24 protein-coding genes are annotated in these 26,601 nt (G+C 49.7%); 10 read left to right on the top strand and 14 right to left on the bottom strand.

Annotated features, from left to right (window positions below):
• Nucleotide 1: 1 nt before the first annotated feature.
• From FD09_RS02120 to FD09_RS02135, 4 genes are all read right to left on the bottom strand, one after another.
• On the bottom strand, nt 2–826 hold the full coding sequence (locus FD09_RS02120; protein ID WP_057817780.1) for a PTS mannose/fructose/sorbose/N-acetylgalactosamine transporter subunit IIC: 825 nt from the start codon (nt 824–826) through the stop codon (nt 2–4).
• An 18-nt stretch (nt 827–844) separates the two neighbouring features.
• Nucleotides 845–1,342 (bottom strand): PTS sugar transporter subunit IIB, encoded by a 498-nt coding sequence (locus tag FD09_RS02125; RefSeq protein WP_057817782.1) that lies wholly within the window; start codon nt 1,340–1,342, stop codon nt 845–847.
• Between the two features lie 48 nt (nt 1,343–1,390).
• Nucleotides 1,391–1,816, bottom strand: a complete 426-nt coding sequence (locus FD09_RS02130) for a PTS sugar transporter subunit IIA (RefSeq protein WP_057817784.1) — start codon at nt 1,814–1,816, stop codon at nt 1,391–1,393.
• 129 nt (nt 1,817–1,945) lie between these two features.
• Complete coding sequence (locus tag FD09_RS02135; RefSeq protein ID WP_057817786.1) at nt 1,946–4,504, bottom strand: sigma 54-interacting transcriptional regulator; 2,559 nt, start codon at nt 4,502–4,504, stop codon at nt 1,946–1,948.
• Nucleotides 4,505–4,602: 98 nt separating this feature from the next.
• Here FD09_RS02135 and rpoN point away from each other — a divergent pair, with 98 nt between their 5' ends.
• Complete coding sequence (gene rpoN, locus FD09_RS02140) at nt 4,603–5,880, top strand: RNA polymerase factor sigma-54 (protein WP_057817788.1); 1,278 nt, start codon at nt 4,603–4,605, stop codon at nt 5,878–5,880.
• Between the two features lie 21 nt (nt 5,881–5,901).
• Here the strand turns inward: rpoN and FD09_RS02145 are convergent, their stop codons facing one another.
• Nucleotides 5,902–6,675 (bottom strand): IclR family transcriptional regulator, encoded by a 774-nt coding sequence (locus FD09_RS02145; protein ID WP_057817790.1) that lies wholly within the window; start codon nt 6,673–6,675, stop codon nt 5,902–5,904.
• Nucleotides 6,676–6,908: 233 nt separating this feature from the next.
• Between FD09_RS02145 and FD09_RS02150 the strand changes: the two genes are divergently transcribed.
• Together FD09_RS02150 and FD09_RS02155 are read left to right on the top strand one after the other, a co-directional pair.
• The gene (locus FD09_RS02150) at nt 6,909–7,688 is read left to right on the top strand and encodes an endonuclease/exonuclease/phosphatase family protein (protein ID WP_057817792.1); all 780 of its coding nucleotides are present in this window, start codon (nt 6,909–6,911) and stop codon (nt 7,686–7,688) included.
• Nucleotides 7,685–8,308, top strand: coding sequence for a YitT family protein (locus FD09_RS02155; protein ID WP_057817794.1), 624 nt, complete (start codon nt 7,685–7,687; stop codon nt 8,306–8,308). Before FD09_RS02150 ends, FD09_RS02155 begins: the two co-directional genes overlap by 4 nt.
• 87 nt (nt 8,309–8,395) lie before the next feature.
• Here FD09_RS02155 and FD09_RS02160 read toward each other — a convergent pair whose 3' ends face one another.
• Complete coding sequence (locus FD09_RS02160) at nt 8,396–8,830, bottom strand: universal stress protein (protein WP_057817796.1); 435 nt, start codon at nt 8,828–8,830, stop codon at nt 8,396–8,398.
• A gap of 3 nt (nt 8,831–8,833) precedes the next feature.
• On the bottom strand, nt 8,834–10,447 hold the full coding sequence (locus FD09_RS02165) for an Nramp family divalent metal transporter (RefSeq protein WP_057817798.1): 1,614 nt from the start codon (nt 10,445–10,447) through the stop codon (nt 8,834–8,836).
• A 495-nt stretch (nt 10,448–10,942) separates the two neighbouring features.
• Between FD09_RS02165 and FD09_RS02170 the strand changes: the two genes are divergently transcribed.
• The 3 genes from FD09_RS02170 to FD09_RS02180 all read left to right on the top strand — a co-directional run bounded on the left by FD09_RS02170 (nt 10,943) and on the right by FD09_RS02180 (nt 14,352).
• Nucleotides 10,943–12,310, top strand: a complete 1,368-nt coding sequence (locus tag FD09_RS02170; RefSeq protein ID WP_057817800.1) for a PTS sugar transporter subunit IIC — start codon at nt 10,943–10,945, stop codon at nt 12,308–12,310.
• A gap of 17 nt (nt 12,311–12,327) precedes the next feature.
• Nucleotides 12,328–13,245, top strand: a complete 918-nt coding sequence (locus FD09_RS02175; RefSeq protein ID WP_057817802.1) for a DUF7916 family protein — start codon at nt 12,328–12,330, stop codon at nt 13,243–13,245.
• A gap of 174 nt (nt 13,246–13,419) precedes the next feature.
• Nucleotides 13,420–14,352 carry an ROK family protein gene (locus tag FD09_RS02180; RefSeq protein ID WP_057817804.1) on the top strand — a complete coding sequence of 311 codons (933 nt, stop codon included), beginning with the start codon at nt 13,420–13,422 and terminating at the stop codon, nt 14,350–14,352.
• 175 nt (nt 14,353–14,527) lie between these two features.
• Here the strand turns inward: FD09_RS02180 and lacB are convergent, their stop codons facing one another.
• Both lacB and lacA read right to left on the bottom strand, forming a co-directional pair.
• A complete protein-coding gene (lacB, locus tag FD09_RS02185; RefSeq protein ID WP_057817806.1) occupies nt 14,528–15,046 on the bottom strand; it encodes a galactose-6-phosphate isomerase subunit LacB in 519 nt (172 codons plus the stop codon).
• 32 nt (nt 15,047–15,078) lie between these two features.
• Nucleotides 15,079–15,507, bottom strand: a complete 429-nt coding sequence (gene lacA, locus FD09_RS02190) for a galactose-6-phosphate isomerase subunit LacA (RefSeq protein WP_057817809.1) — start codon at nt 15,505–15,507, stop codon at nt 15,079–15,081.
• Nucleotides 15,508–15,779: 272 nt separating this feature from the next.
• On the opposite strand from lacA, the gene FD09_RS02195 reads away from it, so the two are divergent.
• Genes FD09_RS02195 through FD09_RS02205 form a run of 3 tightly spaced genes read left to right on the top strand, consistent with a single transcriptional unit; the run spans nt 15,780 to nt 18,380 of the window.
• Complete coding sequence (locus tag FD09_RS02195; RefSeq protein WP_057817811.1) at nt 15,780–16,520, top strand: metal ABC transporter ATP-binding protein; 741 nt, start codon at nt 15,780–15,782, stop codon at nt 16,518–16,520.
• Complete coding sequence (locus tag FD09_RS02200; protein ID WP_057817814.1) at nt 16,520–17,431, top strand: metal ABC transporter permease; 912 nt, start codon at nt 16,520–16,522, stop codon at nt 17,429–17,431. Before FD09_RS02195 ends, FD09_RS02200 begins: the two co-directional genes overlap by 1 nt.
• Nucleotides 17,432–17,435: 4 nt before the next feature.
• Nucleotides 17,436–18,380 (top strand): metal ABC transporter solute-binding protein, Zn/Mn family, encoded by a 945-nt coding sequence (locus FD09_RS02205; protein WP_057817816.1) that lies wholly within the window; start codon nt 17,436–17,438, stop codon nt 18,378–18,380.
• Between the two features lie 68 nt (nt 18,381–18,448).
• On the opposite strand, the gene FD09_RS02210 is transcribed toward FD09_RS02205, so the two are convergent.
• The 5 genes from FD09_RS02210 to FD09_RS02230 form a co-directional block, all read right to left on the bottom strand.
• On the bottom strand, nt 18,449–18,922 hold the full coding sequence (locus FD09_RS02210) for a GNAT family N-acetyltransferase (protein ID WP_057817880.1): 474 nt from the start codon (nt 18,920–18,922) through the stop codon (nt 18,449–18,451).
• Between the two features lie 318 nt (nt 18,923–19,240).
• Entirely contained in the window at nt 19,241–19,951 is a 711-nt protein-coding gene (locus FD09_RS02215) for a TIGR00266 family protein (protein WP_057817882.1), read from the bottom strand.
• An 87-nt stretch (nt 19,952–20,038) separates the two neighbouring features.
• Entirely contained in the window at nt 20,039–21,316 is a 1,278-nt protein-coding gene (locus tag FD09_RS02220) for a glycoside hydrolase family 125 protein (RefSeq protein WP_057817818.1), read from the bottom strand.
• Between the two features lie 59 nt (nt 21,317–21,375).
• A complete protein-coding gene (locus tag FD09_RS02225; protein ID WP_057817820.1) occupies nt 21,376–23,985 on the bottom strand; it encodes a glycoside hydrolase family 38 N-terminal domain-containing protein in 2,610 nt (869 codons plus the stop codon).
• A gap of 14 nt (nt 23,986–23,999) precedes the next feature.
• Entirely contained in the window at nt 24,000–25,340 is a 1,341-nt protein-coding gene (locus FD09_RS02230) for a PTS sugar transporter subunit IIC (RefSeq protein ID WP_057817822.1), read from the bottom strand.
• 167 nt (nt 25,341–25,507) lie between these two features.
• On the opposite strand from FD09_RS02230, the gene FD09_RS02235 reads away from it, so the two are divergent.
• Nucleotides 25,508–26,221 carry a GntR family transcriptional regulator gene (locus FD09_RS02235; RefSeq protein WP_057817824.1) on the top strand — a complete coding sequence of 238 codons (714 nt, stop codon included), beginning with the start codon at nt 25,508–25,510 and terminating at the stop codon, nt 26,219–26,221.
• Nucleotides 26,222–26,601: the final 380 nt, after the last annotated feature.

Here is a 26,601-nt window from a genome sequence, read left to right on the forward strand (position 1 = left end):
TCTAATCAAAGAATGCGTCGTTTTCTTGTTCATCTTTGGACACCGGTTTACTCGTACTGGGTGCTGCAGCCACGGTGGACATTTTTTGTTCCAAAGTGTGGACTTGCATATCCCGTTGTGCAATTAGGATGGCGATGATGAAGCCCATCACAGCGACGGCAATCAGGGGAATCTTGAAGTAAGCGACGATCAAGAAGCCTAAGAAGTAAAATACCGAGATATTCTTATCCCACAGGATCTTCATCAGCATCGCCATCCCCACGGCTGGTAAGACATTACCAGCGACGGTCAATCCATGGACAATAACATTCGGAATTAGTTTGAGGACAGCCTGGGTGGCGCCTGAGCCGACCAACATGGCAAAGAATGGAATTAAGGCATATAAGAACCATTGCAAACCCCACAGGCCAAAGTGCAAACGGACGATCTGCTTTTGCTTGCCAGCAGCGGCCAGACTGTCAAAGCGACTGGCAAAGGGGCCGACAACAGCCACATACAGCAAGGTTTTGATCTGTAACCCGATGATGCCGAGCGGAATCGCCAGGGGTAAAGCGACCCCTAGGCCACCGTGCAGCTTAATGGCAAAAGCCACTGCCAGTGCGCTGGCTAAGCCGGGTTCAGCGGCTGAGGCACCGCCAATATTGACGATCCCCATGAAGATTGTTTCCAAGGAGGCACCGACCAACAGGCCAGTCTTCACATCGCCCAAAAGAATTCCGATGAGCGGACCGATGACGATGGGGCGGCCGAGCATAGTGAAACCAAGTAATTCCTGGCCGCCAACTGTGAGAAACACCACAATGGCGACAGCAAATGCTTCATACATGACAGTTCATCCTTTCGATTACAGGTTCTTTTCAGTGATAAAGCGGCTGGCCAGCTCTTTTTTGTCGCTGGGCAGATTTTGTAAGGCAGTTTCTGGGTAAAGCGCGACTAATTTCTTTAATGCCGCGATTTCGGACTGGGTCAACATGACGAACTGGGTCAAAGTTGTTTTTTCCTCTTCTGATGCTTTGCCCACGTTGCCAATGTTCACGTACTTGATCTTGGGTGCCGGGAGGGCTTCTGCCAACTTCTCGGCATCAGCAACTGTCCGCACCAGTACAAAGAGTTTCATCTTATCGGCCCGGGGATCTTGCAGTAACTCGATGGCACCATCAATCGACTTCACGATGACTTTAATCCCATTGGGGACGGCCATTTTAAGCGCCATTTGTTGAGCTTCATTCTCGGCGGCGGCGTCATTGGCCACCACAATACCGTCCAGATTCAGTTCCCGAGACCATACCATTGCAATTTGACCGTGAATTAATCGTTCGTCGACACGTAATGCTTGAATCATATTAATTTCCTCCTTGAATTGTGCATGCCGCTTAAGCAGCACTGCGGGTTAGTTCAAAAAATCGTCATTATTACTATCAATGGGTTTGCTGGGTAATGAGACTTGTTGCAAACCAGAGCGACCCTTATCGATCAGGGTCGTAATATATTTTTGATCAACTGGATCGGCGGAGAGCACCGCTTCCAGAATCACGGGTAAGTTGAAGCCGGCAATGATAAAGATGTTCTTGTATGGTGCAGCCGCCAACGTCAATTTTTGATTGACACTGCCGCCCATCAGGTCGGTGAAAATAATGACCTGATCCGCTGGCGTAACTGGCGCTAACGCCTTTTTTAATTGGTCATCCAAATCGCTGTCTGCCTTGGTATATGCCGTAATGTAAGTAATGGGCAATTCATGACCGGCAAAAAGTTCAATTGTACTTTGGATACCCTTTGCTAACTCGCCATGAGAAGCCACGATGAATCGCTTCATCTGTTTCCACTTCCAATCCCTTTATTGTTCTCACTCTCCTATGTAGCAATAAGTGTGCCAACCTTGATGGTAAGCTAAGAAAATAGGCAAAATAAATAGTGCTTAAATGATCTTAAGCACTAAGATGGATCAAATATAAGGGGATAACAGTTGATACATCAACGATATCTCGTAGTCGGCTACCTTGAAGTTGTATTTCACTTCAATGCCATGGAAAATGGTGTGCGATACCGAGAAAAATTCTCGTTCCTGATCGGTGTCAATTTTGATCGCGGATGCCTTGTCTGCTCTTTGGGATGCCAGCAGCATTCGTTCAATCATGAGGGCGAGATGCATATATAGATTGAGGCGTACTTTCCCAGCTAATTCGATGCCGTAGTAGTCTTGATAACTGGTGGTGATTTTTTCGACTTCATTAATGACCACATCCGGATTCAAGAACTGCAAGCGATCGCGAATGCCTTCGATACTGAAGAACTTCAAGAGCTGATCCATGAAGTGCTGGCAATTGGCAGGCTGTTCGCCAGCATCTGTCAATAAGCGAACGAGGTGATGGAACCCTTGGTTTTCCATAATGTCGTAGATGTTGACGATGGCAATGTCGAGATCTGTGGTGATGTCAGTGGTGGTGAGGACAAATTGGGTCTTGTCGAAGAAACGCTGGTCATGATTGTCCAAGGTTGAGCGCAAGTCCTTGTAGTCCATCGTGATAATCTGTTCCTTACCAGACAAGGTGTTGCGCATCATCCGCCGGATTTCTTCAGATAAGCCGACGCCGGACATACAAGACACAATAATATTTTTCTGGTCGGATAACCCCTCGAAGTATTGGGTGCCGGTGGTTTCACCATACCGGTGGCTAGCCTGGGCAATCGTGGTGAAACTGTCCTTGCGCTGCATGCGTAAACCGACGTCCAGGGCCATGGCAGTGGTGAGATTGTTGATGACTAGCAGTTTTTGATCCTGTGTCTTCTTGATTTCGCTAAACATTTGATTCAAAGAACCCATGTCAAACAAGACAAATGTGCCGGATTTACCGGCGCGCTGCGTGGCCAGATAATTTTGGACACGCTGATTGATTTCATGAATCGATACATCAATGGGCATGTCGAAGGATTCAAACAAATAGTTGCCACATAGATTATTCACCACGGACTGAATACTGGCGGCGGTGCTTTCGCCATGGGCTAAAAGAATACCGTTATACGGAATGCTTTCGACGTCTTTCACCACGGGTTGCATGAGCAGGGGAAACATGATCCAAATGGCCTCTGCATGGGCTTCCGCAATCTGGGGGATAAGTTGGGAAAAGAGATAGGCACTGCGCGGATATTTTGTCTGAATTAAATTAGCCAGTGTGGTAAATGCGGTATTATCAGATTGATTAATTCCCATCTGCACACAATACAAAGCGACGGCATTCCGGCGCCAAAAACTGTTGTCCTGGGGCGGCCGGATGCCATAACGATTGTGCAGGACTGTTTTTGTGGCGGTCTGTAATTGCTGCTGGAGCGGATCAATGAGGGCCGCATCGGTTAAGTTTGTGAGTGTCCGCATTGTTTGGCGGACAACGAGGTTTTGCTCGTTAATATCGTCGGTATCCTGCAATGATTGCGCCAGACGGGTGGCTAATTGCGCAAAAATATGGGTAATTTGGGTGGGGAGTAATTGGAGTCGTTGTAATGCTGTATCTGCGGTGATGGTGATATGCAAACCGTTGTCTTGACCCACTAGAATCGGATTCGCATCATCGGCCGATTGGGCATACGCCGCCGCACATAACAATTTGACACGATTTTCCATCATCCCGACATTACCTGGAGCATTCGTGTTGGCCAGATTGATCAAGGTGGGCAGGGTGATTTGCACCGGTCGGTTGATGCGCTTGGCTTCGTTTTTAAACGCATTAAGCACTAAGGTGGTGCGCTCATTGAGCGTGCGCGCGATGAATGGTGGCAGGGCGACTTGTAACGGGACCCGCCGTAGAAATGTTTTGAGAAGTACATTGGTGGTATCTTCCGTGGTGGCGAATACGAAACGGACGTTGACATGATGGACCTGTTTATTTTCACCCAGCGGGTAAAAGTCACCTGAATCCAGTAGAGAGAACAATTTTTCCTGAGCAGCCGGCGGTAAACGGTGGATTTCGTCCAAGAACAAATACCCATTATCTGCCCTGTCGAGTAACCCGGGGGAATCCGCATTGGCGCCGGTAAAGGCGCCTTTTTTATAGCCAAACAAAACAGAAGAGAGTAATTCTGGATTATTGGCGTAATCGGCGGCATTCAAGACGACAAAGCGGCCCTCAGCGGGAATGATTCCGGTGCGCTGAGCCTCATTAAAAATCACTCGGGCCAAGAAGCTCTTGCCGACACCACTGGGCCCTGTGATCAGAATCGGTAGGCCATGGGGTGGATAGACGATTGCTTCCCGGCAACTGGCCACCACATCATGGAGACTGCCCTGAGCGCCAATGAAGGCATCAAACGCGCTGGCGGGGGCATTGACTTCCCAAAAGACCGGACGGGTGCCGCTTTTGGCGATCTTCCCAGTTTTCGCTAATTGCGATAAATAGGAACTGACGACACCACGGGTCAATCCAACGGCGGCCGCGACTTGTTGGGTGGTTAGTTTTTCATCCCGATGACGGGTGGATAATATCTTGTAAACACGATCAATGGCCTTCATCAAACTGCTCCTTTAAGCACTAGCTAAATTTCTGAGCACTAGCACTTGGTGACATTATGGCTGAAATTGCTTAAAATGTACAGGGACTGGAGGTCATCATGGCAATTGAACAGACGACGAGACAAACGATCCAACAACGCTTATCGATAAAAGCCCAGCAAAAACTGAAGATACTGGCAATGCCCTTGACGGATCTGCTAGACGATCTGCAACAGGCGGTATTGGACAATCCTTTTTTGAAAGTGAAGGTTCCCAGCTTAAGCGGAATCACGAGCCGTTATCCCATTGACTGGTTGGCGGATCAAAACGCCACGCATCAGTCGCTAGAAGATTACCTGTTGACTCAGGTGGGGTTAACGATGCGTGATTTGCCGTTAAAGACGTTGGTTCAATACTTGATTTACCATTTGGACAATAACGGTTATTTGACGATTACGCTGGCTGCGGCTGCTAAGGCTTGCCGGGTGAATCAGGTGATGATCACGGATGCATTGACTTTACTACAGCAGCTGGAGCCCGCCGGCGTGGGCGGTCGTTCATTACAAGAAGTTTTACGATTGCAAGCCCAACGTGATGACACTGCCCCGGTGGGAACTGAGGAAATTCTTGACCATCATTTGCCAGCTTTAGCAGAAAATAAAAACGGCCTCATTCAGCGTGCCACCGGGTTAACCGCGAGCCAGGTCCAGGCGGTCTTAGACTATATTCGCACGTTATCACCAGCTCCAGGGGCCCAATTTACTGCGGATACGCCGACCGCTTTTGCTTTTCCCGAAGTGCAGGTGGCAGCTGATCACGGCACTGTCCAGGTCGGGTTATTGAAAGACACCCAAATACGGCTTTCCTTTAACACCCAATATATGGCCGAACTGAGCCGCTACGGAGAACACGATGCCCAGTTGCAAAACTATTTGACGGTCCAGCAAAAAGCCTATCAGACATTGCTGACAGCATATACGGAACGGCAAGTTACCTTATTAAGGGTGACCCAAGCCATTGTCGCCCGTCAGCACGCTTTCTTTGTTGACCCGGAACAGCCGCTGGTGCCACTGCTGGTCAAAGAAGTTGCGGAACAACTGAAACTGAGCCCATCAACCATCAGTCGCACGATTAATGGCAAATACTTAGAATTCAATCGACATATCTACGAATTACGCCACTTTTTCACATACCGCTCAGCGGTGGGCTATTCCCAGGATGCTCTCTTAAGTGCAGTGCAGACACTGATTGAGGCGGAAGATAAGCAGCATCCGTTGACGGATAACGCCATTGTCGCGGCCTTACAACAAAAGCATATTAAATTATCCCGCAGGACTGTCGTGAAGTATCGGGATAAATTGAATATTCCGGCTGCCAATAAGCGCCGTGAGTTTTAAAGGAGAACTTGTTTCAAAGCGTTAGATTAGATCCTCGATTTCATGCTTCGTATTCAGCAACTGCCGGATCAGTTCTGCCTGATGAGATTGGGGGACACGATACTTGGGAGCCGAAATACTAAAGGCCCCGAATAAGCGATCGTGCTTGTAGATAGTCGTCCCAATACAGAAGACTTCCGGCTCGTTTTCTTCATTATCGATGGCCACGCCGACATTGCGAATCTCTTGAATGTTCCGTTTGAGGGCACTGACGCTGGTCAAGGTGTTGGGCGTCATGGGCAACAAGTCAGTCTGTTCTAAGTATTGATTGAGCTGGTCGGGTGAGAAAGTGGCGAGAATCGCTTTTCCCATGGCGGAAGAGTAGAGATGCATGCGGCCGCCGATAACTGACTTCAACTTGATCGAATTGGGACTTTCCAACTTCTCGATCAGCATCACTTCGTTGTCGGCGAGCGCGCCCAAGTTGATGGTCTCCCCAGTGGCGGCGCGTAATTTGTCGAGGGCGGGGAAGGCCACATCGCGAATTTCAAAACTGCTGGTGGCTTTTGTGGCGTAAGGGATGAGTTGGGTGCCCAAGTAGAAGCGGCGATTTTCTGGATCCCGGCGCATGAAGCCGATGGCACAGAGGGTGTGCAAAATCTTCAGGGCGGTGGGTTTGGCAATACGGGTGCCGCGACTAATATCCATTAACGTGGGGGCACTTTCTTGTGCCAAGGTAAAATCCATAATGTCTTTGGCCTTTAATAGGACAGTTCCGTAAAGTTTTTCTTGTGTTTCTGGTTGCGTTTCAAGCATATGTATTATCCTTTCGTTGCCTTAGGGGAAATTTAGTCAAACAAGTCGATCAAATTATAGTCTAATAAACCAGTGGTGCGCCAGTATTTTAGACTATTTAAATAAGAAACCAGGTTTCCAAAAAGGGAAATATGAATGTGGATCACTAATGACTGCTTTTAAGTCGTTGGCAATCATTGACGATTATCGTTACAATACTGTCCGTGGATATTGCAGAGAAGGAAGGTAGAAAAATGCAAATTACAACATATAATATTCGACTGGACACGCCAGATGATGGCGAGTGGCGTTGGGCCCAACGCAAGGGGCATGTCTTGGCCAACATCAAGCGCTTGGATCCAGATATATTGACCGTTGAAGAAGCGGAACCATGGCAGTATGCGGACCTACAAACCATTGCTGGGTATCGCAGTTTTGCCATTCCGCGGGAAAACACGGTGGATAAGGGAGAAGCAGCGGGCTTGTTCTTCAAAAAGGCCCAGTTCGATGCATTGACGGAAGGCCATGCGTGGGTATCTGAAACACCAGATGAACCATCCATTTATCCGGGTGCGGCGACATATCGAATTTTTCAATGGGCGAAATTACGGGATAAAAAGGGCGGCCAAGAATTTATCTTGGTCACTTGCCATTTGGATCATATCTCGGTGGCAGCGCGGGAATACGGCGTGAACCAAATTCTCACAACGTTTGCGAACGAAATCAAAACGATGCCAGTCATCGTCACCGGGGATTTCAACATGGTGCCCACAGATGAGGCATATCACACGATGGTCCAAACGCTGCAGGATGCGGCGCTGATCGCTGACAAACGGCCTGATCCCACTCCTGGAACTTGGCAAGTCAGTGAACCGCCCACCTATTTACCCGGTCAGGATGCCCACCGGTTGGATTACTTTTTTGTGAATGACCGTGTTCATGTGCAAAGTTATGCGGTAGATACCACCTTATCGCCCATCGGGAAATATGCTTCCGATCATTTCCCAGTGACGATTGAGGTGGATTTAAAATGAGCCAAACACAATTCAAACGTCAATTGGGACCGATCTTGCTGATTTTGTTGGGGAATATGCTGATTGCATTCGGCTATGCCAAGTTCATGGTACCCAGCAACATCATCAGCGGCGGGGTGACCTCCTTGAGCATGGTGTTGGCCCGGTTAACCCCTGTCAATGTCGTGTGGTGGACCAACATTATCACAGTGAGCTGTCTGGGATTCGCGTTGTTGTTTCTCGGGCGTACTAACTTTTTCCGTTCCATGGTCAGTAGTGTCGCTTACATGGCCTTCTTTGCTTTCTGGAGTTGGACACCATTTCACCTTTCACAAAATCCGATTGCCGATGTGCTGCTTGCCAGTTTATTTATTGGGGCTGGATATTATTGCTGCATCGCCAGTAATGCTTCGACAGCTGGACTGGATGTCTTTGCGCTGATTGTGGCTAAGAAGCGGCCGCAGTTCAATGTAACTTTGATGCTGCGGGTCATCAATGTTGTTGTTTTACTGGCCAGCGCGCTAGTTTTTGGCTGGGTCGCACTGTTGTGGGGGCTAGCGTTTACCTTCTTATACTCTGGTTTGATGGGCCGCTTGTTGCACTGGTTTCAACCATTCAAGAAGATGCAGGAGACAGATTAACAAGTTAGTGATATGCATACAAAAACACGCTGATCGGTCACAATACGATCAGCGTGTTTTTGCGGTATCTCTTAAAGGAGGAGAGGGTTAACGGACAACCAGCACAGAGATTGGTGCGTATTTCGCCATATAGGCGGCTTGGCTGCCGAAATGCTTACTAATGCCTTGCTTAGATTTAGCACCCACAATTAACAAGTCTGGTTCGACCGCAGGAATCACGTCATGGACGATGGTGTCGCCCGGATCACCCTCGGCAACTACGGCGTTGACTTGCTTAATACCAGCGTCCAAAGCTAATTGCCGGTATTTTTCAATATGCTTTTCCAGATCCGCTCGTTGACCATGGACATAATCCTTGTCCAACGCTTGAAAGATATTCATATCATCATTTTCCAAGATCGACACAATCGTTAATTTACATTGCTCTTCCTTGGCCCGGTGCATGGCATATTGAAAGGCGGTGAGGGCATCGGCAGAATCGTCCACCCCAACCAGAATATGTGTGATTTTGTTATTTTCCATCGATCACTGTGCTCCCTTCGCAGATGTTTCTTCTTTAGCCTTGGCGGCGGCTGCCTTTTCAGCAAGAACGGCGGCGTATCGTTTATTGCCTCGGTACAGATCAGAGATGGTCCAAGCCAACAAGGCAATGACCACGGCAATCAGTATGTAGGCGATGATATGGGCAGTTTGAACTTCACCAGCAGAAGCGTTAGCACCAAAGAAGTCGGCGATGGAGTCGGGCAGACCCAGCAGGTTTAAGAAGGTTAGACCAATGACAGAAATCCAGCCGAGTACTTTTTGCCAGGCGTTGTTCTTGAATCGGTCGCTCATTTCCACCCGGCTATCCGTCATCATCAACAGCGGCAGCATGGAGAAAGGCAAGGCAAAAGCCAAGAACACCTGAGAATTGTTCATCAAATTGTTCAGCGCGACATGTTGCTGCACATCCGTTTGATGCGCTGTAATCGCCACAGTAACAAGGACGGGTACGACGGAGATCAACCGTGTCACTAACCGTCGAGCCCACAGCGGCATACGCATGTGGATGAAACCTTCCATGATGACCTGACCAGTCAAGGTACCAGTGATTGTTGAGTTTTGGCCGGATGCCAACAAGGCGACGGCGAAGAGGACGGATAGCACGCCGGACTTGGCCACACTAATCAGCAATGGATTGCTTAATTTTGAGGTATCAGATAATGCGTGGAACAAGCCGAAGAATGAAGGATCACTGACAGCACCGGTCTTGAAGACTGCCACTCCCATGATCAACAGTAACGCATTGACGAAGAATGCAGCTGTTAATTGAATATTGGAGTCCCAAGCAGTAAACCGGACTGCTGCGGCCACATCATCAGGATCGCTATGATCAATTTGGCGGGTTTGCGAAATCGCACTGTGTAAGTAAAGATTATGAGGCATCACGGTGGCCCCAATAATTCCGAGGGCACCAGTTAACGGTGTCTGACCGCCAACTTGCGGGGAAGTGGCGAATGTTTTCGCATTTGGTACGAAGCCAGCAATGACGTCACCCCAGTTTGGATCGGATAAAGCCACTTCATAAACAAAGACAAATAAGATAACAAGAATCAAACAGACCACGATGGCTTCGATTTTGCGGAAACCAATTCTGGTCAAAAGCAATAAAAGCAATACATCGAATACGGTGATAAATACAGCAATGACCAGCGGAATGTGGAATAACAGATAAAGCGCAATGGCAGCACCGATAACTTCCGCGATATCAGTGGCCATGATGGCCAATTCGGTCATGATCCAAAGAATAATTCCTAACGTTTTACTCGTTCGGGCCCGGATCGCTTGGGCTAAATCCATCCGGGTGACTATGCCGAGTTTAGCGGCCATGTATTGCAGCAACATCGCAATTAAACTCGACATCAGAATAACCGACATCAATAGATATTGGAAATTCTGACCACCTGTAATAGATGTGGACCAGTTACCTGGGTCCATATAGCCCACAGCGACTAATGCGCCGGGGCCTGAATAGGCTAAAAGAGTTCGCCAAAACCCTTTGCCTTTTGGCACTTTCACAGTCCCGTTGATTTCCTCCAACGAAGGACCGTTGGCATACTCGATGAGTTTATGCCGTTGATTCGGATTGTTTTCACTCACGAATGATCACGCCTCTCGGTTTTCATTTTTTCTTTCATCTATATTATACGCTGAATTTTGGATTATGGAAGTATTTAATTAGGCATGCCTAATCGATCAGTTTGTCGGGCCTTCCAAGTAAACGGTTAAATCTTCTTATTGGCATAGACCAATATATTTGCAATTTTCATATGTCCATAATCGCATGGGTAACGCTATCTTTATTGACCCATAACCAATTGCAGCACGTGAATAAGCGCTTACATTTTCTGTGTGAAAGGGCTATACTAAACCCGTGACAAGCTGATACAATTATTTTGTACCAGAAATTTTTTTCTTTCGCGAAGGATTTTTGTGTATCGCGCGGATACACGATGGACTAATTCTGACGACTGTGTTTTTGGCCAAAACCAGTCAATGATGACTGCATGTACAAAAACATGTGGTCTGCAAGAGTAAACATCACCGAGTTTTTGGATCGGCGTGTTTCACGCCTGTTATTAGGAGGAAAGAGTTATGGCAGACAAGAAATCTGGCGGGATCAATGGCTTCATTGAGAAGTGGTTGATGCCGGTGGCGATCAAGCTGGGCGGCTTTAAACCGTTGATTGCCATTCGTGACGGTATTGCATTATCGATGCCCTTAATTATCATTGGGTCATTGTTCTTGATTTTAGGTAGTTTCCCGATTACGGCGATGACCGACTTCTTCGCCAATACGCAAATTAACAATGTGTCAATTGCTGCGATCTTTAATAAGATTGTCAATGGTTCATTCGGACTGTTGGGTGTTGTCGGGGCCTTCGGGATTGCTTCGAGTTACGCCGAACAATTTCATACAGATGGCAAATCCGCAGGGATCATTGCGGTAGCCTCATTCTTCGTCGTGACCCCGAGCATTTTCACCGGCGGCAAGGCACCGCTGGAAGGCATGCCTTATGGGTATTTGGGCAGTAAGGGTTTGTTCATTGCCATTATTATTGGTCTGGTGGCCGGTGGTATCTTCCAGTGGTTCATCAATCACGATATTCGGATCAAAATGCCGGATGCAGTACCCCCTGCAATTTCGGCTAGTTTCTCGGCGTTGATTCCCGGGGCAGTGATCATCACCCTCTGGGGTGCCATTTATGCCCTGTTCGTTTGGACCGGTTGGGGCAACATTCATGATATGCTGCTGCATATCTTTGCCAAACCGTTGGGCTTACTAGGCGATACATTGCCCGGTACCGCAGTGGCCATTGCGTTAAACAGTCTGTTCTGGTTCGTCGGAATTCATGGCGGGAATGTGGTCAACACGATCATTTCGCCAATCTGGTTAATGAACACTGATGCCAACCGGGTGCTGCACCAAAGCGGTAAATTAAGTCTGAGCAATGGTGGGCACATTGTCACTTCTCCGTTCATCGACAACTTTGTCTATATGGGCGGTGGCGGTGCCACATTAGGGCTGGTGTTGGCCATTGGTATCCTGGTCTTCATGCGCCGTTCCAGTAAACAGTTGGAAGTATTGGCGCCACTGACCATTACCCCTGGGCTGTTCAACATTAATGAACCGACGATGTTTGGCTTACCAGTGGTATTGAACACCACGCTATTGATTCCGTTCATCTTGGCGCCCATTATTAACGCGGTGACCACGTATTCGGCGATGTACTTTGGCTGGGTGCCGCTGCCCACGGGGGTAATGCCCAACTGGACCATGCCGCCAATCATTTCTGGCTTCTTAGCCACCAGTTCCTGGACCGCCTGTGTACTGCAAGCATTGAACATCGTCCTGGATGTGCTGATTTATATGCCGTTCCTGCTTAACTTGAATAAACAGCAACGGTTAGAAGAAGCAGGAGAGGATCTTACTAAGATTGCCGCGGAAGAAAGAGCTAATTAAAGGAGCTATGTAAGTTCATGACAACACGATTGATTAGTGCCAACACGAGTGAAGTATTGCAAATGAAGGCCGCTGAATTGAAACAAAGCATTAAAGCCAGCGAAGGCCGGGTCGTTTTAAGTGAAAATGTGACTGGCCATGAAGTCGGTGACGGTTTAACGACTTCGGAAGTGGCCGCCGCTTTTGGTGCCGACCTCATCCTATTGAACGGTTTAGATGTGTTGCACCCGGCCATTTTCGGTCTCTATCCGAATGAAGGGGCTGTGGCCCATGACGACGGTCAAAGCATCAAGCGGCTGCAACACTTGGTGGGTCGGCCCATCGGTGTGAACTTAGAACCGGTCGATGTTAATGCCGATATGTCCGAAACACGCCTGACGATTCCCGAAGGTCGGATGTCCAGTCGGAAGACATTGATGGAAGCAGAAAAACTGGGCTTCAACTTTGTCTGCTTAACCGGGAATCCAGGTACTGGCGTGACTAATGCTCAGATTGCAGCCAATGTCAAGGTGGCCAAGGAAGTCTTCAGCGGTCTGGTGATTGCAGGCAAGATGCACGGTGCCGGTGTGAATGAACCAGTGGTCAGTCTGGACGCTGTGCAGGCATTCTTGGATGCGGGCGCGGACGTGATCTTGGTACCAGCAGTGGGCACAGTTCCTGGCCTGACGGATGGTGAAATCCAAGCTGTGGTGAAGCTGGCCCATGCCCATGACACATTAGTAATGAGCACGATCGGTACCAGTCAAGAAGGTTCTGGCGCGCATTATATTGAGAATGTCGCTGTCCGCAACAAGATCAATGGCGTCGATATTCAGCACATCGGTGATGCCGCTTGGGGCATTCAATCGCCGTTTGAGAATATCTATGCGTTAAGCAAAGCCATTCGTGGTGAACGCCACGCGATTCAACGGATGGCTCGGTCGATCAACCGTTAATTTTATCTGATCAAATATTGGAACAGTCTGTTTGGCCATACCGCTAAACAGACTGTTTCTTTTTCATCAATTCGTTTTTTATCCAAGCCATGCCGTTGCCTCCGGCCAGTATTCTCGGTATGCTCAATATGACTTTTAAAAACGCTTACTTACCATAATACGGGGGAGTTAAACATGACAGAATTTATTGCGTTTGACATTGGCGGGACATCCATTAAGTACGGCATTGTGAATAGTGATGGTCAGATCAGTGAAAAAGGGGCCTTCGAGACCCCGAAACCGAGGGCAGACATCTTGGCCGGGATGGCTAAAGTGGTGGAGCGCTTCAGACAGCACCATACCGTGACTGGGATCGGCATCTCTGCGCCCGGCATTGTGCGGCGAGATGGTTACATGGTGACCGGCGGGGCCTTACGGGAGCTGTATGATTTTCCGTTGGCCAAAACTCTGGCAGACCAAACTGGCTTGCCGGTGAAAGTGGAGAATGATGCCAACGCAGCGGCCATCGCCGAACGGTGGTTGGGTAACGCCCAGGGTATCGACAACTATATTTGTATCGTCCTGGGTACCGGCATCGGCGGCGGGATTGTGATCAATGGTCAGGTTTACCGCGGTGCCCACGGGATGGCCGGTGAATTCGGCTGGAATGTCACCCAGGAACCGGACTTGACTCAGGATCTGGAATTTTCTTCACTCAATAAAAATGCGGCAGTGGTCGACGGTTTGACTCGCCGGTATAATGCGTCGGCAAAGCTGGTCTTCCCGGATGATGCCAAGGTCACCGATGCGCGCCAAATTCTCCAATTGGCTGAGGACAAAGATCCGATTGCGGAACCGATCGTCGATGATTTTTACAGCCAGTTAGCCGTAATGCTAATCAATTTGTTTGCGAACTTCGATCCAGAAGTTATTTTGATTGGCGGTGGGATCAGTGCCAATGACCGGTTTATGGAGAACCTGCAGGATAAACTCAGCGAATACATTACGCGCCACCAAAGCTTAAACTTCATTCGGGATAAAGCGTTGGGGACCATCAAAGCCGCCGGCTTGCGTAATGATGCCGGACTGATCGGCGCAGTGTACCCATTGGTTCGGGCTGCAAAGTAATCCGGTAAGCCATTATTCAATACAAAAGGGCGCTTGGGTCAAAGTCAAAACATACTTTGATCCAAGCGCCTTTTGGCGATCAGCAGCCAATTGGATACTGATGAGAGTCGTGGCGAGTCATGAGAAAAATTGGTTGTCGAATTTTTTGGGTGGATGACACTCATCGCTGAACAGATTAATCGTGGTAAACTCCTTCAGCCCATTTTTCGTTTTCTTCATCAAAAAAGTGCGGATTATCTTTTTGATCCGGATTGGGCGTGGCAATGCTGTCGATCTTCTTGATGATTGCGGCGTTTTCTGGGGTCTCTTTGTAAGTGGCATCCAGAAAAGCAGTGACCATGTCAAAGGCTAAGTGGATACCGACGCTGGCCCCGCCAAAGCCTAAGACATTGGCGTTCAATTGTTCGCGCGCATACTTGGCGCCAGTGGCGTCATTAGCCATAGCCGCTCGGACGCCTTCGTTTTTGTTAGCGCCCATTGTGATGCCGCTGCCGTCACCACAGAGGACGATGCCCAGATCAGCGCGGCCGTCTGCGACGTCTTCGGCGACCCGCTTACCATAGATTGGATAGTGCGTCCGAGTGGTATCATAAGTTCCTTCGTCAATCACTTGATAACCTGCTTTTTTCAAGAAATTGGAAATCTGAATCTTTGCATAAGTCACAATATGATCATTGCCAAGAGAAATAATCATGCTGATTAGCTTCCTTTCGCAGTCTTCCGAATCTAAATCATTTTGGCTAACATGTCCAAACGAACTTGATGACGGCCGTCCACATACTCAGCGTCCAAGTATCGTTGGATCAGACCCAGTGCCCGATCGATCCCGATCAGTCCGGTGCCAATGGCAATGGCTTTAGCCCCATTATGTTCAGCCGTTTGGTGGGCGGCGGTTTCGTCACCCACATTCGTCGCCACCATGCCCTTGACCTTGGTGGCAGCCATCATGGACCCAATGCCGTAACGGTCAAACATGATGCCTTTATGCGCTTTGCCGCTCATGACTTCTTTGGTGACCGCCAAAGCGGAATCCACAAAGTCGCTGGCGGGTTTTGGCGTCACATCAAGCACATGATAATGGCGTTCTTGCAAATACTTCTTGACCTGTTCCTTCATGTCGAAACCATCTTTATCTGCACCAATCACAACATCCATCGTGAAGCACTCCTTAGTATGTTTATTTATGTTTATTATTGTTTGTTTCTGTTTCCTTAAACACCCACGTTGTAACACCGTTTTTTTGTGGTGTAAAGCGAGAATGCGCCCAAACGCCTGATGATAACGAAAAATGACGGTTATTTTACCGCTTTGGCCAAGTGTTCACAATAATAATTAGGCACGACTAACAAAAGCTTGAATAGTGCCTAATTATCATGTAGACTGTGGTTAGAGAGAATTTAGTCTCTCCTAAAACGGAGGAGGTATATATGCTTGCAATTACCGACCTCACCGTGGCGTACGATGACACACCAGTGTTTGCTGATGTTGCCGTAACATTTAACAAGGGCAAAATCACTGGCATTATTGGACCCAATGGTGCAGGAAAATCAACCCTGATCAAGGCCATTCTCGGCTTGGTCAAAAGCCAAAGCGGCGCCGCCGAATACGACGGTGAACCGCTCAAACATTTTCAAAAACAAATTGCTTACGTGGAACAGCGTAAAGATCTGGATCTTACATTTCCCGTGGATGTCTTCACGCTGACGGAAACCGGCACATACGGCCGGTTAGGATTATTCAGAAATCCTGGCAAGAAAGAACAGGAAGAAACCCGCTCGGCTTTGGCCCAGGTGGGATTAGAAGAGTATGCCCAGCGGCAAATCGGCAATCTCTCCGGTGGTCAGTTACAGCGGGTGTTTGTCGCCCGGGCCATTGTGCAGCAAGCGGAAATTATCATCCTCGACGAACCATTCGTGGGTATTGATTTGCAAAGCGAAACCGCGATCATGAAGATCTTGAAGCAGTGGCGTGATGAAGGTAAAACGATCATCGTCGTCCATCATGACTTAAATAAAGTATCCCGCTATTTCGACGATTTAGTGGTCATGAACCATGGCATCATTGATTACGGTCCGGTTCAGGCAGTCTATAATTCAAAGAACATTGAGCAGGCCTTCAGCGCAGATCTTTCCTCCGTCTTGTTTACAGCAAAGGAAGTGGCGCATTAATGTCTTCAGTTGTCGAATTTTTCACTGCATTAAGCAGGTACGACTTTCTCCAAAGCGCATTGATTACAGCGATTATGGTCGGCATTATGTCCGGAATAATCGGCAGCTTCATTATTCTGCGGGGGATGTCTCTGATGGGGGATGCCATCTCCCATGCAGTGCTGCCCGGGGTGGCCGTGGCGTATATGCTCGGCATCAACGTGTTGATCGGGGCCTCGGTATTTGGTATCTTAGCGGCTATGTTGATCGGTTTCGTGGCCGCCCATAGTAAGATCAAAACCGATACCTCCATTGGGGTGGTGTTCAGTGCCTTTTACGCCCTTGGTTTCATCTTGATTTCTATGGCAGAAAGCTCCACCAATCTGCATCATATCTTGTTTGGTAACATCCTAGCAGTCAGCGATAGCGACATCATGACTACCGCCGTGGTACTCGGCATCGTGCTGCTCTTCGTGGTCGCTTTCTATAAAGAACTGCTGATTACATCCTTTGATGCCACGTATGCCCAAACCTACGGACTGAATGTGCAGGTCCTGCATTATGGTTTAATGCTGGTCCTGACCCTGGTCACCGTTTCCGCGTTACAAACGGTGGGAATTATCTTGGTGGTGGCCATGCTCATTACGCCTGCTGCCACGGCCTATCTTTGGACGGATAAACTATCCACCATGCTGGTTCTCTCAGCGCTTGTCGGGGTGGTGTCCTCCATCACCGGCTTGTATTTCAGCTACACGTTAAACTGGGCTTCAGGTCCGGCAATTGTCTTAGTGGCCGCTGGATTGTTCGTCGTGTCGTTCATCTTTTCGCCTAAGCAGGCGTTCATTAAATTTCGAGCGCCGGCTAAGGCCAAAAAGAACGCGCGCCAGTTGCCTGTGATCAGTGCACAGCAAAAGGCCAAGGAGGTGCACTAATCCGATGAAAAGAATTATTGCAACTTTCGTGGCAGTCGTCATGATGATTGGCGGTGTCTTCCTTTTCTTGAATAATCGTGGGGACAGTAAAGCAGAGCAGCAGAACGCATCTGGCAAACTGCGAATTGTCACCACGAACTCGATTTTAGAGGACATGGTGCACAATGTTGGGCAGGACCGGATCGACCTATACAGTATCGTTCAGCGGGGCACCGATCCCCACGAATATGAACCCCGGCCCACCGATGTTTCCAAGTCTACTGAAGCCGACATTCTTTTCCACAATGGTTTGAATCTGGAAACCGGCGGCAGCGGTTGGTTCAATAAATTAGTTGAAACCGCCCACAAGAAATTTGATCGAGACGTCTTCGCGGCCAGTGCGGGTGTGACTGCGCAGCACCTAACCACTAATGTCAAGGAAGAGGATCCCCATGCCTGGTTGGATTTGGCCAATGGGATCAAGTATGTGCAGACCATTACCAAGGTGATGAAAGAAAAAGATCCAAAGAATGCCTCATTTTATCAATTGAATTCAGATCAATATGTGGCCAAGCTGCAAAAGCTGCACGCCACGGCCCAGTCGCAGTTCTTGGATATTCCGGAAAAACAACGATTGCTCGTGACTTCTGAAGGAGCGTTCAAGTACTTCGCCAAGGCCTATCATGTGACCCCGGCCTATATCTGGGAGATCAACACAGAGTCCCAGGGAACACCGGAGCAGATGAAATCGGTACTGGCAAAAATTGACCAGTCCGATGTGAAGAGTTTGTTTGTGGAAACATCGGTATCACCTAAATCCATGAATAAAGTCGCCAAGGAGACCGGCCTGAAGATTTATTCCAAAATCTTCACCGACTCTCTAGCCAAAGAGGGAACGACCGGCGATACGTATTACACCATGATGAAGTGGAACTTGGATAAGATCCATGAAGGACTTACTTTACAGTAATCAATTTTCTCAGCCATACAAAAAGGATTGGAACCCGCATTCATTGGGTCCAATCCTTTTTTTGGTGCTTAGTGCAGCACTTTGGTCAGTCGCAATTCGTCCCGAATTGGAATACCGTTGTCGGCTTGCAGAGGTATTTCGGGTTTGATCTGCCGGGCTTTCTCAACAGCATTGGGATATAGTTCAGTCAAGTGATACCCCCGTTTTTGGTAAAATCCCAATGCCCGCAAATTATCGTTGGTGGTAATCAGACTGACTTGGTGCCGGCCATCTTCTCCGGCAAACTTTTCGGCCGCTTGTAACAACTGGGAACCAATGCCTTGATTCTCGACCAGACTATCCAGTGACACAATTTCCAGCCATTTTGTGGTCCATGTATAGCTGATGATACCCACGATGCGATCAGCTTGTCGTGCCACTAAACCGTCTAAGTCCTGAATATCGAAAGTGCCGGAGGAGACCACCATTTCTGTGGATCCCCAAAGCTGTCTAAAGAGTGCTGTTACCGCTTGTTGCTGAGTGCTGATGGGGACAATTTCAATCACTGGGGCACCTGCTTTCCAAAATAAAACGAGGCTTGGACAAAAATCCGAGTCCTGATGGATGTAGTGCCAATGCGGAGCAATCGTAGGCTGAAATGGGCTCAGCTGTGGAAACCACACCGCGCGCGTTTTTTGCGCGCGGATGTGGTTAGGCGTGTTTGAGACCGCGGTCTTTGCGGGCTCAAACCGCCGTCACAGCTAGCTACGCCTGCGGCTTCGCACTAGCTGCGCGTCGCCACCCATTTCAGCCGGAGATTGCGGAGCTTTGGCACGGCTCATCAGGGAAGATTTTGTCCCAGCCCCGTGGTTATGGTTTGGTTAATTGTTACTGCTGTTATCGGGCAGATAAGGCAAAAGCAAATTCGCCAAACCTTCGATGCTCCGGGTCTGAATCAAAATTTGACCAGTTCCTTTAAAGTGGTTGACCAAGCCTTCGCCGGTCTTGAAGCCAAAAGTGCCACTGGCCACTTCAATGTTGTAGTCCAGGCTTTGACTCCAAGCCACGACGTTGCTGTTGTCGACGACATATTCGTCGTTACCCTGTAAATTCACAGTGATAATGTCGGCATAACCAGAAACTAGGAATGTCCCGCTGCCCTCAGTTTCCATGACGAACAAACCGCCAGTACCGCCAAAGACGGCTTTGCCTAGCTTTTGCCGGACCATTGAATAACCGGTACCTTCATCGGAAGCCAGGTATGCACTGGTATTCAACCGCCATTGTTGGGAACCATCGGTATGGAGTTCCCGAATGGCGCCTGGATTCGCCGGGGCGATCAATAATTCACCATTGTCAGTGGTGCCGGTGGCGGTGGTGATGAAGAAGCTTTCACCACTGGTGACGGACCGGCCCAAGGCGCTGAGTACACCGCCCAAGCCCTTTTTGCCGTTACTGTTCATGTGGCCTTCCAGCGTGACCTGACCGTTGTGGGCAATCATGGCGCCGCGTTCGATCTGAATCTGTTCACCCTTGTGCAGATGCAGGGTCACTGTGGGAAAAGCGGTGTCTTGCGAAATCGTATAATCCACCAAAAATCACTCCTCTTTTGTTTGCTTCATTTAGTATAACAGGGAGCAATGCGGTTTTGGTATTAAGTGGTTTGCGGTGGGCGGCTGCTACGCTGATGGCGCCGATAGTAACTTTAGCGCAAGCTGGCAAAAGGTCATATTCGACCATGAGAACCATTCCCGGGTGAACTGACGGGGATCGTCAACGTTGACGCCTTCGTGGCATTGTTGGGTGCGATTGTCGGTGAGGGCGATGGCTTCCAGGCGAGCGGCTTGGACGAGGGGATCGGTGCTGGTCAGGCCTTCCATGGCTAAGCTGATGGGCCAGACGTAGTTTTTGGGTGTATGGGCGCTGCCGATGCCTTCGAGGATTCGACCCGAGTAATAGTAAGGATTTTGAACACTTAGAATAAACGCGCGGGTATTTTGGTACAACGGATCAGCGGAGGTGGTGTAACCAAGGAAAGGCTGACTCAATAAACTAGGGACATTGGCGTCATCCATCAAGTTGACGTGGCCCAGGCCGTCAACTTCATACGCGTACCCCTTTTTCCCAGTCGGCAAGGTGACAACACCGTATTCCTGAATGCCAGCGGTCACTTCTTCAATCAGCTTGGCGGTATCCTGGCTGAGTATTTGCTGATTGTCTGGAATGAGCGGTAATAAGTCTCGCAGTACACTGACGGCGAACATGTTGCTGGGTACCAGATAACCGTATTGACAGGCATCGTCACTGGGGCGAAAGCCGCTCCAGATCATGCCGGGGTCGCCGACTTCTGTGCCGCGCCCATGATTTTTTAACGTATCCGAGGCGGGACCCGTGGACCGGTTAAAGAAATAGGGCGAATCGCCGTGGTGCTGTTCTTGTTGGAAAACACCGATTATCACGGCCAGGGTCGACCAGAACTCGTCGTCTAAAAAATCATCCGTGGGGTCTTGTTGATGCATTGCCGTGGCCAGGAATAATGGGGCGCACAACGAATCCACTTCGAATTTCCGCTCCCAAACAAAGGGTGAGATGGGAATATTGCTCTCGTCTTCAGCCCAGTGGGCGTCGCTGGCAGTTTGGTTAAAGGCATTGGCGTAGGGATCGTGTTGGACGTAGATCAGTTCCTGGCGCAGCACCCCTTTAGCGATGGTGCGCAGTTCCGGAATCTCGTCGGCTAAAGACAAGTAGGGCAGGATCTGAAAGGTGGCATCCCGCAGCCACATGGCGGGAATATCACCCGTAGCCACAAAGAAAGTGCCGTCAAGGTTCGCTGTGGTGGCTTTGGCGATGACGTCATTTAGAACGTGCCGAAACAGTTGCGTGGCTCGCTTGGAAGGCAAAGTTTGCTGAGCTGCATAATCGTCGAGCTTTTTTTCCACCGTCTTTAAATTGATCATGATTGTTTCCTTTCTGACAACAAGGCACCCTGCAGTGAGCACAGGGTGTCTTTGGGGGATTATTGAATGGGGTAAATACCGTAGGACCGAATTTCACCTGGGCGCATGGCCGCTAGCGTCAATGATTTGGTGGTACTGGCGAGCACACTGCGCACGCGGTCATTCAGATTCAGCGCGCAGATATTACTATTCTGCATCAAGTCCAGTGTCCCTGGTGCCGCGATGGTCGTTTTCGTTGGGTTATAGATCCGCAATACTAAACCGGTGCCGTCTTGGGTCGCGGTTAAACTGCTGACGACCACGCCTGGCGCATGCAGGTCAAGGAGTGGGTGATGGACCAACGCTTGGGGATTTTCATTGATGGGGAAATACTGAATCGGGGACGTGAAGCGATCCAGCGTCTGCTGCTGGAAGTAGAGTGAACCCTGGGCCAACTGGTGATGACGGGCCTGCAGGACGGCCGGCGAGAAGGTGGGATCGAGACAGATGCCGCCTTTAAAGACGCGGTGGCCTAATAACTGACTGTCCGGGGTCGGCACATACTTGGTTTGCAGGCCGGAAGCATCGCCTGGGCGACGTTTCAGATCAGGCCGGCCAAGGTAGCCGACGCCGCGGAAAAGGGTGATGGCCAAGTCATTAAAGTGTTCACCAATGATCTGGAAGTCTTTTTCACCTAAGCCCAAGAAGGTCCAGCTATGCTGATCGTCATGGGTGTTTGCCAGATGAATCATGGGCCGCAGTGTTGTGGGTTCTTCCTTGTAGCCAATCGCTTGCCAATCCTGTAAATGGGGATCAACCACGGGCCGCTGGATCATGCCAAATGGGGTGTCCGCGAAACTATCGCTGGCCGCCACATCTGTGTGCAGCACCAGCCGCATCCGATGATCTTTGGCGGTGTTGTCCAAAGCGGCGGTGAAGCCGATGGTAGGGTCATCGGCTTGCAACGTAAAAGTCACTGAATACGGAATCGCGGTTTGTGCATGGTGCTCTGTCCGCGCCTGTAAATCGGCCGGGACTAACCAGTGCCCCGTTAAACAGAGGTGACTTTGATACGTCCCCTGCTGTCCTTTGCCGTCTGCTTGATCGAACCCCAATGAGAGGACCCAATCATGGTAAGCGGGGGAGTAGTCATACGTGTCGCCTTCGTCTCCGCCATCTTCGACGGTGATGAAATTGGGATAGACTTGGCCGGTCCGTTTATCCGTCAGCGTCAATGTGTGATCGGTGAAGGATAACTGATAAAATGTGTTTTCAATCGTGGATTGAACGGGCCGCAAAGCCAGTGCGGTATTTTGTTCCTCGACTTGCAACCCGAGCCAGTCCGTGGCGGGAATCGTCAGCGGAATTGCCACGGTGGTGTTGTAAAAAATATCCGGCGTCATGGTTTGCGGATCATGGCGAATGACAGCCATGTCCACCTTTTCTTGGTGGGTGACTTCAAACGGCACGGTTTCACCCGCCGCATTTTGTAGAATAAAACTGGGTTGGCGGGTGGCCACAATCGCGGTAAAGATTCGCTTGGCCGTGGTCGGCGCCGGGTTCCAGAAGAACAGGTCCAGGGGGGCTGCCACGTGGCTACTGAGTTTACGCAGCAGGTAGGCCTTCAGGGCATCCGCGGATTGCAACGCCACGACGCCGCGGTGGCGAATATCGTCGTTGGTTTCATCGCTATTGGAGCCGCCTGAAGAGTCGTGGGCTTGACCGCGGGCGACAGTTTTCCATAAATCGGCCACGATCCCCGGTTTTGCCGGAACACCGTGATACTGCGCAATGGCCATCAGGGGTTCGATCGTATCCGTTAAGCACCGTTCCAGTTGGTCGTAGATCTGCTTGAGATCAGCCCGGGAAGAATAAATGCCCCGATGGATCTTCGACGTACTGGCATCCACAAATTCTCCCTGGTAATGGGGCAGGTCCTTGTTTTTTTGCAGCTGAGCAAAAAATTCCGGATAGGTGCTCTCTGCCAGGTGGTACTCGGGAACAGCTTGGTTAGCCGCGGCGATGCGGGCTTTCAAATTAAAGTCCACTGGGCGCTGATCACCGCCCACGGGCAGGACCAGGTCGTTAGAATCCGTGTCGGAGCTAATCTTATGCAGCAGGGCCGCATAATCATCGGATTCGATCAATTCAGTCCCCACAGGATAACCGTTGCGCAGGTTAGCCACCAGCACCTGGGAGTCGTCATCGCTCGTCCAGTAGAAATAACGGGCCGACTTTTCCTTTGGCATCCCCCGCCAGAAGACGGCCTTGGTGATGTCGAAGCCGTTATAGATCTTCGGCATATCCTGACCTTGGCCGAAGGAATCCGGCAGGTAACCGACGGGCATCTCACCGCCTAAGCCTTGGGCGACTTGATGACCGAGCTGCAGGTTGCGGACGATGGCTTCGCCGGAGGTGACCATTTCATCAATTTGCGTATACCAGGGACCGATAAACAACCGGCCGGCCTGGACAAACTGGGTGATGAGCGACCGTTTTTCTGGTGCGGTTTGCAGGTAATCATCCAGAATCGACATTTGCCCGTCCACCAAATAATAATCGATCTTATTGGTGGCTAAGGCTTGCAGTACTTCGTCCATATGGTAAGCAAACTGGACGCGGGCATGTTGACGGGTGAAATACCATTCCAAATCCCAATGGGTATGGGCGATCACGTAGACTTTCTTCAAGATAAGGGACCTTTCTAAGCAGCGGCACCGGCAGCTTCTTTAGCGGCCTGGGCACGTTCACTGCGTTGATTGATGATGACGAAGGGGGCATACAACAGGGTATCCATGACGACCAACACCGCGGTAAGGATGACTGGGCTGAGATGGAAAGCGCCAGTGAGCCAGGTGCTGAAGAAGATCGGCTCACTCCCAGAGTTCAAGACGACCAGCGGCACTACCCAACCAATGGAAGTCACCACATACGCGATGATTGCGTTTAATAATGGAACTAAGATCCAAGGCAGCAGCATGATTGGATTCAACACAATCGGCAAGCCGAAGATGATGGGTTCGTTGATCCCGAAACAGCCGGGGATGAAGCCTAACTTGGCGATTTCCCGTTCCTTTTCGCCCTTATGGGTAAAAATCAACATCGCCAGCAGTAAGCCAAATGTGGCGCCAGACCCGCCGATCATGGCGTAGACATTGGTCATGGTGTTGGGGGCGATGGAAATGCCGCTGAAGCTTTGGGTATGCGCGTATTTGGCCACGTCTTGCAAGAAGATGGGCAGCCAGAAAGCCGATACCACCCCCCAGACAATGTTGAAACCGTGCAGACCCAAGAACCAGAGGATTTGTTCCGTTAAGATGACGATCAAGATGGCTGGTAACCCAGTACCGACAGTGAGCAATGGTTTAATGAGGACTTGGGAAATCATTTGAACTAATGAAGCATAGCCCACAGATTGAATGACGATGCGCGCGGTACCGAAAATGAGCAATACAGCTGTGATGGGTAACAGGGCGGCGAAAGAGTCGAAGATGTTCTGGGGGACGCTGTCCGGCATCTTGATCTTGAACTTCGAACGGCTCATCTTGGCGTAAATGAAGACCGCCAACATGCCGACGATCAGAGCCGTGAACATCCCTTCATAGTTGAAGAAGCTGGTCGCAAAGCCTTCCACGACCTTGGCTTTTGGATTCAGATAATTGACGTTGTTCGGCACCATGACGAAGTAAGCGGCGACGGCCAAGATTGTGGCCAAGAAGGGGTTCATATCCTTGTACTTATTCTTCAATTCGTTGGCGTAGGCATAGGCGGATGAAATGACCACGATGATCCCGATCATGCCCAGCGTCGCCATGTTGATATAGCCAAATAAATTGCTGATGTTGGTTAACCAAATGTTGTTAATGTGCTGACCCTTCATGAAGGCGTCCAATTGCATTTTGATGACGTTGGAGAAGGACCCGACAATTGTAAAGGGAATAGTCCGAATAAAGGCGTTCTTGATGGCTTGCAATACGCTGTTGCCCTGCACCCAAGCAGAGGCTTTCAGCAGTGGTTCTTGGATCGTGTCGATGCTCAATTTCATCGCTACTTTGCTCCTTGCGTTGTTTTTTATCAGAAAACGTTTCCTTACGATTCCAAATTATAACGCGTTTTTGCCAAATGTAAACAACTATTTTTCTAAATGGCAATACAAATTTGCCGAACGTGGTACAATAGTCTTGCCAACTAAGTAGAAACAGGTGAACAAGGATGTACAAATATCGCGAAGTTTACACCGACATCAAGAACAACATTTTGACCAATCACTACCGGGCCGGCTCATTAATGCCTACCCAAGAGGAACTCGCAGAGAAGTACAGTATCAGCCGGCTGACACTGCGTAAAGTGTTGCAGATGCTGGGCGATGAAGGCCTGGTGTACAGCAAACAGGGCGCCGGGACGTTTGTCCGGCCGCGCATGGCCGATTCACCGGATGAAATTTTGCCGTTGAATTCACCCATCGGCGTTACGTATTCCCACCGCAGTCAGGAGATTTCCAGCAAGGTCCTGCACTTCGATGCCCGCTTGCCCACCCCCCTGGAACAAAAGAATCTCAATATTGAAGCCAACGAACCGGTGTATGAAATCAAACGGGTGCGCTACCTCAATGGAAAACACTACAGTTTTGAACACACCATTATGCCGACTCGCATTGCGCCATTGGATGAAAAAATCCTACATAAGTCCATTTACGACTACCTGGGGAGTAAAAACATCATGATGACGGATGCCCGGCGGGTGGTGTACGCTGAGGCAGCGGACGCGGAGACGAGCCAGGCCATGGGGGTCGATTTAAACTGCCCGATGCTGGTGATTGAACAAACGGCCTATGATCAAAAGGGGCGGGCGTTTGAGTACTCCGTATCCCAATTTATCAAGGATCATTCCAAGTTTGTCTTTGATGTGCACCGTCAATGGTACTAATGGCTTAGCGGTCTATACCAACTTTTTCAATACAATATAGTCAACTACCCCCACTTACGACCGAAGTCGTTGAAGTGGGAGCTTGCAACTCACGCCCAGTGGATCGGTGCTTCTCTTGATACCGTTGAGAAACAGTAGTCCAAACGTCTCACGACTCCTACGCGATGGTTACATCCGAGGGCGGCTGACACGCCCTGACGACAAGTCAGGCCATGCCAGACCGTTTTGCTTTCTTTTGCTTCTTTGAATCAAACGACGGCTCTTTGTCGCCAGCCAAATAACGCCGGCCAAGTTCGGCCAGGTTCAGCGCCGCGACGCGATCATCATTCGTGCGGCAGTCGCACTGCTGGCAATGGTACTCGTGGCGCTGGTGATTGCGC

Origin of the sequence: Schleiferilactobacillus perolens DSM 12744 (genome assembly GCF_001435585.1) — a bacterium.
GTDB lineage: Bacteria > Bacillota > Bacilli > Lactobacillales > Lactobacillaceae > Schleiferilactobacillus > Schleiferilactobacillus perolens.